This window comes from Aquimarina muelleri DSM 19832 (assembly GCF_000430665.1).
GTDB lineage: Bacteria > Bacteroidota > Bacteroidia > Flavobacteriales > Flavobacteriaceae > Aquimarina > Aquimarina muelleri.
Map to the genome: position 1 here is coordinate 58,355 of NZ_AUML01000032.1, position 9,890 is coordinate 68,244.

7 protein-coding genes are annotated in these 9,890 nt (G+C 30.2%); 2 read left to right on the plus strand and 5 right to left on the minus strand.

Annotated elements, in window-relative coordinates; genetic code table 11:
• Window positions 1–67 precede the first annotated feature (67 nt).
• Window positions 68–4,447 (minus strand): translocation/assembly module TamB domain-containing protein, encoded by a 4,380-nt coding sequence (locus tag H527_RS0113550; RefSeq protein WP_229809254.1) that lies wholly within the window; start codon window positions 4,445–4,447, stop codon window positions 68–70.
• Between the two features lie 129 nt (window positions 4,448–4,576).
• Here H527_RS0113550 and tsaD point away from each other — a divergent pair, with 129 nt between their 5' ends.
• Window positions 4,577–5,599 (plus strand): tRNA (adenosine(37)-N6)-threonylcarbamoyltransferase complex transferase subunit TsaD, encoded by a 1,023-nt coding sequence (tsaD, locus tag H527_RS0113555; protein WP_027413212.1) that lies wholly within the window; start codon window positions 4,577–4,579, stop codon window positions 5,597–5,599.
• A gap of 38 nt (window positions 5,600–5,637) precedes the next feature.
• On the plus strand, window positions 5,638–6,342 hold the full coding sequence (locus H527_RS0113560; protein ID WP_027413213.1) for a 16S rRNA (uracil(1498)-N(3))-methyltransferase: 705 nt from the start codon (window positions 5,638–5,640) through the stop codon (window positions 6,340–6,342).
• 132 nt (window positions 6,343–6,474) lie between these two features.
• Here the strand turns inward: H527_RS0113560 and H527_RS0113565 are convergent, their stop codons facing one another.
• The 4 genes from H527_RS0113565 to H527_RS0113580 all read right to left on the minus strand — a co-directional run bounded on the left by H527_RS0113565 (window position 6,475) and on the right by H527_RS0113580 (window position 9,784).
• A complete protein-coding gene (locus H527_RS0113565) occupies window positions 6,475–7,080 on the minus strand; it encodes a toxin-antitoxin system YwqK family antitoxin (RefSeq protein WP_027413214.1) in 606 nt (201 codons plus the stop codon).
• Window positions 7,081–7,249: 169 nt separating this feature from the next.
• Entirely contained in the window at window positions 7,250–7,702 is a 453-nt protein-coding gene (locus H527_RS0113570) for a hypothetical protein (RefSeq protein ID WP_155837895.1), read from the minus strand.
• Window positions 7,703–7,728: 26 nt separating this feature from the next.
• Window positions 7,729–8,322: a toxin-antitoxin system YwqK family antitoxin gene (locus H527_RS0113575; protein WP_027413216.1), complete on the minus strand. Its 594-nt coding sequence runs from the start codon at window positions 8,320–8,322 to the stop codon at window positions 7,729–7,731.
• Between the two features lie 25 nt (window positions 8,323–8,347).
• Window positions 8,348–9,784: a hypothetical protein gene (locus tag H527_RS0113580; protein ID WP_027413217.1), complete on the minus strand. Its 1,437-nt coding sequence runs from the start codon at window positions 9,782–9,784 to the stop codon at window positions 8,348–8,350.
• Window positions 9,785–9,890: the final 106 nt, after the last annotated feature.

A 9,890-nucleotide genomic window follows, 5' to 3' on the forward strand; every position in this document is an offset into this window, starting at 1 on the left:
AATCATATTTAAGTTATACATAAGCATTTGTTTCTTAATATATAAACATTGGATAAAGATCTTATTCTTATTTATTTTTTCCTGTAAAGTTAATGAAATTAGGACTTTCTATTTTGGTTGTATCTACAGGTTTTGCAATCGAGTCTAAAGTTTTTTTATTTTTAAAAATCTTAGTCCATAGCTCTCTAAAATTATCAAAATCTACAGAGTATGATAATCCCATCCCTTGTTCGTATCCTTGATTTCCTGAGCCTACAAATTGGATTCTGTTTTCTCTATTAAAAACCTTTCCTCTTAAAGATCCATCTTCGTTAAATAAATACTCCACTTCAACATTACCTACCACTCCAGAGTCATTTACTCCTCCTATAGGCACTCCTACTCTTCCGTTTATTAAAATTCTATTATTGATCTGAGTAGAGAGCGTTAATCCGAATTGATCTGCATCTTCTTGGTCTAGATTACGAACTCCTTGTATATAATTTAATCCTACTTGAATTTTATCATCTTTATCAGAGAATATCCCATTAAAAAGACTGGATGCTCTTTCTGCTACTAAACCACCTGTAAAAGCATTAGCATCAAAAGTACCATTATAAAACTGTCCAGAAGAGACTAAAGAAAGTGCTTGTAACTCTTTATTTGACTTATCACTTAGTTTATAATCTAATTCACTTTTTACAATAGAACTTAGGTTTGGAAACTCTATATTAAACTCTACGTCTGGTTGAATCAATTCTCCTTTGAGATCTACCACTACCTCTACGGGTATTTTACGGTTTACGGAAGAGTTTTCTAATAGTATGGCAGGGTTTGCTTCGGTTTTATATACGGCACTAAGATCTAAAACTGCTCTGGTTGGGCTTCCATCCCAATTAATTGTTCCTCCTTCACGTACTGTAAATAATTTTTCAACAAATGCTCCATATCTAAAATTATAGGTTCCTTGATATGCTACGAAATCCCCCCACATATTAAATTTACCATTGGTATTAATCTCGATAAGCAACGTACCTGCCCCTCTACCTTTTAAGGAACTCCCTGTACTTTTATCTACTACAATCTCTACCTCTGCATCATCTGTTACATCTAGTTCAAAATTAAGCTCCAGACCTTTAATTTCTTCTAATATTATTTCTTTTCCATCTAATCTTGCACGTTTTTCTTCTGGGCTTAAAAAATGTATATAGGAGTTATCCCCTATAGATTCTAATTCATTTAATGGTATTTTAAAAACTGTTCCTTTTTCTGTGGTTGCATTTACGTTTATTACCAATTCTCTAATCGGACCTTTAATAAATGCTTCTCCACTTATAAAACCTGTACCATAATATAAAGACTCTTCGCTTTCTTGTGTATCCAGAACCAGTAATCTTTTATTAGCTAGTAGTTCTAACCCTAGTTCCCATTTAGAAAAACGTTTATGCGCAATATATCCACTTAGGGTTCCTTGTGTTTTATATTTTGTATCAACAATTTCTACATCTATAAAGTTAAATCGTTGTTTTTCTAACACTACTGTTGAGTTGTCTTCTAGATCCAAATCAACGTTTAAGTATGGTATCTTAAGTCCTGCTTTATATAGTTTTAAAACCCCATCTACAGAAGGGTCTTTGTAGTTTCCAGAAACTTTTACATTTCCTGACACAAATCCTCTTATATCAGTAATTACATCGCCTCCAATTGCGCTAAATTCTGAAATATTAAATGTATCTAATTCTATATCTACATTTATAGAAGGATTACTTTCTGAAACATTAATAGCTCCTAATGCAGAAAATGTTTGTTGTTTATCATTTATTAAACGAGAATTGATATTATACTCGGTAAGATCTGCATTTCCTGCAATGTTAAATTTTAATTGCCCTAAAGGAGTTTTGTTTATTTCTAAATCATTGACAATTACGGTAGAAGTTGGGAAATAATTACCTTTTTCTTGTAATAGAGATAAGTTTCCTTCTACTCTACCTCCAAAATCTAAACTATCAATTCTGGGGGTAATTTTATGAAGGTCTACATTTTTAAAGGTTGCTTTTAAATTTTTATAATCTTTACCTTCAGTTATACCGTTTATCATGATTTCCTCATCCATATAACTAAGTAATATGGATCGTATATCTATACTTTTAAAATCATTACTAAAGATAACCTTGTTATTATCTTTTCTTTTTTCCTTATTAACGTACCAGGTATATCCTTTATATGTAAAGTCTGATTTTCTTAGCCCAACAACAGATTTATTTTCTTCGTTTATAGTGTGATAAAATTCAAGATTAAAATTATCTTGATTATTTATCCCTCCTTTAAATTCTGAATGCATGAATAAGGTATCTTTTAGAGTCACATTAATTAAACTAAACTCGGATATATCATAATACTTAGAATCTATGCTATCAACTGCTATATAGGTATTAAATAATGGGTTTTTATTATCTATCTGGATATCTACATCCTTCATTAAATTATCAAAAGCCTTAATAGACGGTGATTTAAAAGTAAGTTTAAATTCGGATTCATTACTTTCAACTTTTCCTTTTATAATAGTATTTGGTGCAAATTCAACTTCTGGAAAAAAGACATCTACTATTTTATTATAAATTTTAAAGTTAAACTCCATAAACTCATTATCGGTAATTTCTGTAGCTTCGAAATTGGTGTATAAGCTTCCGATAGAGTTTCTAAATAAATCGTATACATTCTCAAATCTAAATACTCCTTTTACATTACCTTCTATTATATCTGGACTATTTATCGTGATAGTTCGTATGTTTTTATCATCAAAACTTGAAGTAACATCAAAATCTTCAAAATAAAATCCTCCATCCTGATTAGTATATAAAGTTTTTTCAAAAGAAATAGTCCCATACGCATCATTAATACCTGTACCTTTCATATTCATATATAGATCTCCATTAAAAACAGAAATACTATCTCTGGTAAATATATTTAGTTTTTTAAGGTCTATATGATCTACATAAGCAATAAAATTATAATTATTTATTTGTTTTGATAAGTCGGCTACTCCATTAAAACTAAATTTAGCATTAGGATCTTTAGATTTTAAACTGCCATCAAATACTCTTTCTTTCAGATTTCCTTGTGCTTTTATATCTGTATAGGTATATCCATTAAATTCTAACTTACTAATATCTCCTTCTATCTTAGTGTCGAGATTCTCGATAGTAAAACCACTTCCATCTACATGAATATCAAACGTAGAGTTTCCTACAGATTTTTGCCCTATTAATTGCCCTATATTAAATTTTTTTGAAATGATATTCCCATTATAAGAGGCATTCTTTACATTGTCTAAGTTTTCTAACAAAACAAAGGCATTAATTTTTCCTAAATGGGAAAACAAATCCATATCAATATCTACCGCTTTGGTAGTAACAATAGCATTTCCTGTAGCTCTTACACTTCCAAATTGATACAATTGTCTTGGCAAAGAATTTCCTAATACATTTGGCAACAGATTCACTAAATCGTAATAATTACTAGTAAGATTCTCAAAATCTCCTTCTAATTCGAATTCTGAGGTATTGCCTAATGCATTTTTAATTCTAATATCCCCTTTAACAATAGATCTATCTAATCCAGAGATATTGGCATTAATAATTTTAAAATTATTTAATGTCCCTTTTATTAATGTATTTTGCATTTTTAGTTCCTGATCTTTTCCAAATTCTTTATAAAATGGAATCAAATCATTTGTAGAAACAGTGGCTTTATTAAAAGTTGCGTTAATATTTACTTTATTCTCAAAATCTACCAAATCTCCTTCTTCGTATGTAAAAAGTATTTCTCCTTCAATTTTAGAGTCTTTAGTCTCTATTACCAGATCCTGAAAATTCATATTTGTAGGTGTAATCGAAAAACAGGCTTGTAACATCGATACGTCTAATCCTCTAAAATCCTTGCACGCTAATGCATCAACATTTATATAGACATCATTGCCATCTACTAATAAGCTCTCGGCATTAAGCATAATATTAGTATACTCAACAGCTTTTGGGGTATTTAAATTTTCATTTGTAAAACTATATTCACCTCTTAATATACTAATGTTTTGCGTCGTTAATCTAAATTCTTGTTCCGAAGATGTTTTTTTATTTGTATTAAATTTTCTAACAAATGTCATTAAATTATCACTATTCTCCTCTTTATAAATTTTCATTTTAAAGATTAAGTCTTCAATAGATACTTTTCCTAAAGCTGGTTGACCTTTTATAACTTCCTTAAGACTAATAAGTGATGTTTTTATATTACCCGCAAATATTAATGTATCCTGATGATGATCCTTAATTAAGATTTTATCAAGATTTACTTTTCCGGCATAAGTAAGCCCTATTTTATCAATATTAATATCAACTCCGTATGTTTTATTAAGATAGTTTGTGGCTTTATTACCTACAAAAGTTTGAACTGCAGGAATAGAAAAAAGCACTACCAAAAATGCAAATAGTGATAAAAGAACAAGAAATGTTCTTAATAATATTTTCCTAAATTTCCTGATACGTTTTATTGTTTTAACTTTGTTGACAATATTAACAATTTCTATGCCCTTTTCCTCATAATGAATCCACAAAAAATATACATATTAGGTATTGAGTCTTCTTGTGATGATACTTCTGCTGCTGTACTATGTAATGGACAGGTTTTATCTAATGTTGTTGCATCGCAAAAAATACACGAATTGTATGGTGGTGTTGTCCCTGAACTAGCTTCTAGAGCACACCAACAAAACATTGTACCTGTAATAGATCAGGCAATTAAGCAAGCTAATATCAAAAAAGAAGATCTGCATGCTATTGCTTTTACACAAGGGCCTGGTTTAATGGGCTCCTTATTAGTAGGAACTTCTTTTGCTAAATCATTGGCACTTGCACTAGATATCCCTTTAATAGATGTTAATCATATGCAAGCACATATTTTGGCTCATTTTATTGAAGAAGAAGGTTTTGATACTCCAGAGTTTCCTTTTTTAGCAATGACAATAAGTGGTGGACATACTCAAATTGTAAAGGTTACCAATCACTTTGATATGGAAATTATTGGAGAAACTATAGATGATGCTGTTGGTGAAGCTTTTGATAAAAGTGCAAAAATATTTGGTTTGCCATATCCTGGTGGGCCATTAATTGATAAATATGCACAACTTGGTAATCCAAAAGCGTTTCCTTTTCCTAAGCCAAAAGTTGGAGATCTTAATTTTAGCTTTAGTGGTCTTAAAACATCTGTTTTATATTTTGTGCAAAAGATGGTAAAAGAAAACCCAAATTTTGTAGAAGAAAACCTGCAGGATATATGTGCTTCTTTACAATACACTATTATCAACATCCTTATCGATAAGTTAAAAAAAGCGTCTAAACAAACTGGTATTAAAAGTATTGCTATTGGTGGTGGTGTTTCAGCAAATTCTGGAATTAGAAAAGCGTTAAAGGATGGAGAGCAAAAGTATGGTTGGAAAACATTTGTTCCTAAATTTGAATATACTACAGATAATGCCGCTATGATAGGGATTGTAGGGTATCTAAAATATCTGAAAAAAGATTTTACAGATATGACCGTAGTGGCTAAAGCAAGAATGCGGTTCTAAACCTACAATACAAACAAAAACTAAGAAGTAATCTAAAAATGCAATTATTTTATAACAATACCTTAACCAAATCCAGTACAGAAATTAAATTCTCTAGAGAAGAGAGTAAGCATATCGCAAAGGTGCTAAGAAAAAAAGAAGGCGATATACTGCATATTACCAATGGTTTGGGAGATTTATTTACTGCTTGTATTACTTTTTCTAATCCTACACAATGTATTGCATCTATACAATCGTTTGAGGTACAAGCAAAAAAAACATATCAACTACATCTTGCAGTGGCTCCTACCAAAATGAATGACCGGTATGAATGGTTTTTAGAAAAAGCTACAGAAATTGGTATTGATGAAATCACTCCTATTATTTGTGACCATAGCGAAAGAAAAGTTATTAAAGAAGATCGTTTTGAACGTATATTACAAAGTGCTATGAAACAGTCTTTGCAATGTTATCTACCAAGGCTTAATCCTGCAGTTTCTTTTTCTGATTTTATAGACCAATCTAATACAGATCAACTATTGATTGCGCATTGCGAAGAGACAAAAAAGCAATCTTTAAAAGGTATTTTACAACTAAAATCAAATACTACTATCCTTATTGGTCCAGAGGGGGATTTTTCTTCTAAAGAAATTGAACTTGCTTTAACTTCTGGATACACTCCTGTTACTTTGGGAGAAACCCGTTTGCGAACAGAAACTGCTGCTATTGTAGCTGTACATAGTGTTGCTTTATTGAATTTATAAGATTGTAATAAAGTGTCTTTTTTTTTATGTTGCACAGGGTTTGCTCATGAATAAATAAAAAAATATTATCTGTAGTATGTTTTAATCTCATCTTGCATAATTAACCATTGCCAATGATAAAAGTCCTTACGTTTATTTAATTAACACTCCATCTTTATAAACCTCTTTTGTTACTTGTCCTATACTAGTATCTTCTATTAACCAGACCCCTTCTTTTTTATCCTTCTTATGTTTCCCAAATTCCTTAATATTCAATGTTTTATCATTACTTTTAAACAAACCAGATTTTAAGTTGTTTTTGAATGTCACTTCCATCACATTACCCGCTTCTTTTATTTTCCAGACACCTTGCTTTTTACCATTTTTGTAATAACCTTCTTTAGAGTAAGTATGATTGTCTGACTCAAAATAATAACCATTCATTACGTCATTTTTATAATTAACTACTTTTGCTATAAACATTGACTCCAAACCTTTTAAAAAAGTTAGTGATTCCCCATGTTTTTTTTGATTTTTATATCCTGTAACTTCTATCTCCATCAAAACATTCTCATTACTATACTTGGTTTTATAGTATCTGCCGTCTGGAATATTTTTAACATTATTGTTTATAATATCATCATACTCAAAATCCAAAAGTTTAATAAAGGAATCTGGATATTCTATTTGACCATACCCTACTGCAAAAGACAGAAAAAGAAATGGTAATATTATATTTTTAATTTTTTGATGTCCCATGATATTTTTTTACTTCTTCTTGTATTATTAGCCATTGCCAACGATTAAAAGAGTTGGGGCTTGTCGTATGATAATCCATATAATTATCTGTTCCAGATTGCTTAAACTTAAACAAGTTTGAAGAAATAATACTCTCTAAATCTTGATTGTTGTTTTTTTAGTTAGTTAATCACCAAGAGCACTTTCTTATTTTTGCAGAAAAAGATAGATAATCATCATAACTTAGTATCTTTCCTATCTTATCTATTACAATAGTGCTGTCTTTTATAAATATATGAAATGGTACAGACCTTTTGGCTTGTCCTTCCTTAACTACTTCAAAGTAACTAAGATCGTTAATTTTAGATTGATCATAATAAACACCAAAATAACCCTCAAAATCTGTCATAGTATTAATACAGATACTATCATTTATTTTTAAAAGGATCGCTGCATTTTGTATTGTATCACTCGTAGTATTTAATACTATTCCACGTATATAATCTTTTCCTATTGTTTTTCCTTGATCTGGTATATCTTCATTTATTTTATACACCTCTATTGCAGGAGGCGATAATAATTTCTTTGTTTTGCAACAAACAAAAAATGGCAAGAATAGTAGCAAAACATAAAAAAAATTCATAGTGTTTGTTTAATTATAATAGTTAACTATTTTTTCTTAAAAGGATCAATGCTTTCCTTTAAAATTAGCTTTCCTTTTTTATAAGTTTCTTTTAATACCAAACCTAAATCAGAGTCTGTAGTTGTCCATACCCCTTCTTTTAACCCATTAATGTATTGCCCCCTAACAATCATACGATCTTTAGTTGATTTATATACTCCTGATTTTACATCATTAGAGTATTTAATTTCTTCTAAAAAACCGTTCTCAGACAATTTCCATAGCCCTTCTTTCATGTTATCTTTATAAAAACCTTTTTTAGAATAAGAATGATTATCTGACTCAAAATAATAACCATTAAGTTTATTCCTTTTATAATTCGCAACAAAAGCTAGTTTTAAACCATTAAATAAATCACGAAATACCAACCATTCACCAACTTTTTGCCCTTTCAAGTATCTTTTTATTTCAATACTCTTAATTTTCCCTCCATTACTTCTGTCAACAATATAAAAGTTTCCACTTAACTCTTTAGCTACACCATCCTTAATGAAATTTTGAAACTCATAGTTCTCAAGACTAGTATAGTCATACTTACTAAAATCTTGTGAAAACAATGTAAGACAAAAAAAACTTATCATCACAAAGGCTATTTTTTTTAAAAGACTATTCTCCATAATATGATTTAACTTCGTTTCTCATTATTTGCCATTGCCATTTCCAAAAAGTGAAACCTTCTTGATTAGGGTTTCTAATTTCTGTTCCATCAGAAAGATCATACCCGTTATAATCCATTACATTTTCTGTCGATGCTTTATTAAAAGGGTGTTTTGGAATAAATTGTGTTCTTGACATTTTTTCGCTCTCATATAATTTAATCTCTTTGTTCACTCTCAATCGTAAATCTTTCAAAATTTCATTTGAATTTTTTATCGGCGTAGTTTCTGGATACTCTTTGGTTTTATAAAGATATTCTCTTTTGATATTCAATTCTTTTTCGATTTGCAATAGTCTCTTATTATTATCTTCAATAGTCACCCATGAATGATCTAACCCAAGAGTATGCCCTAATTCATGGGCATAGGAGTGTAAAGATTTAGAACCTACTATTTCGGGTGACATAAGCATATAGTTTATCTCTGTTGGATATAATTGGCCATGACCCTGCCTTGTATCAGGTTGCTGAAATGCACTTAAAAAAAATATCACACCCCTGTACTCTCCATTTTTAAGCATGTATTCTTTATATAATTCTCTGTCAAAACCATTATAATATCTTGGAATTCCTCTAACCTCATTAATAACTAAATTCTTTAAAACTCCTTTTTCAACATACTTATCTACATCGATAATCATTTCTTCTAATCCATCACTTTTAATTTTAATTAGTGCTTGGTTAAAATAACATTTATTAAATTTATATATAGTTTCATCTACCCAATTTGGGGGCATTTGACTAAAAACACGTTGATTATTTATACTATCTACTTCATTATCCATGACTTTAATAAATTTAACATTCAATTTACGTATCTCATCATTCTTCAAAACAGTAATCTTGCCAACCCTATGATTTTCTTTATTCAATAACTCTATTTTTGTGTCCTTGCTTAGAGGGGTATCGCAAAATACTTTAATGGTTACCTCCCCTTTTTGAATATCTTTTATTTTTACTTCATTAGGCTCAAAACGTATACCGTTTTTGGAGGGGAGCTTAATAACATCGTCATTTTTTGGGTTGCCTTCTGTAATTTTTACTTTTAGGTTAAGGGATACGTTTTCCTGATTGGGGAACATAGATAGCCAAGGCACAAAATATGTTTCCCCCTCTATGGTGATTTGCTCATATTCCTTTTTTAGCTCCTCGTAGTTCTCACAAATATCTTTATAGTTGTCCCGCATCCAGTCAAAACCAAACTCTCCCTTATACGTTTCTAACCGCTCTAACCAAGCTATACATTTTACTTCTTCCTTTTTTTCTTCCTCTTCTTTTTGTGGCACATAATTGTCTGTTCTTTGTGGCAGGTAGCTCTCGTTCCAATCTTTTACCAACAATGCGCCATAGTTTTGTATTGCCGGGGATATGGTTATATAGGTGGTCATCGAGGATTTACCTGGACTACCTACTAAATTTGGGACTATTTTCTCAAGCCACTTTTTTATTATTTTTCCAATATTGTATTTCTACTTCTAGAGGAGTTTTATATCC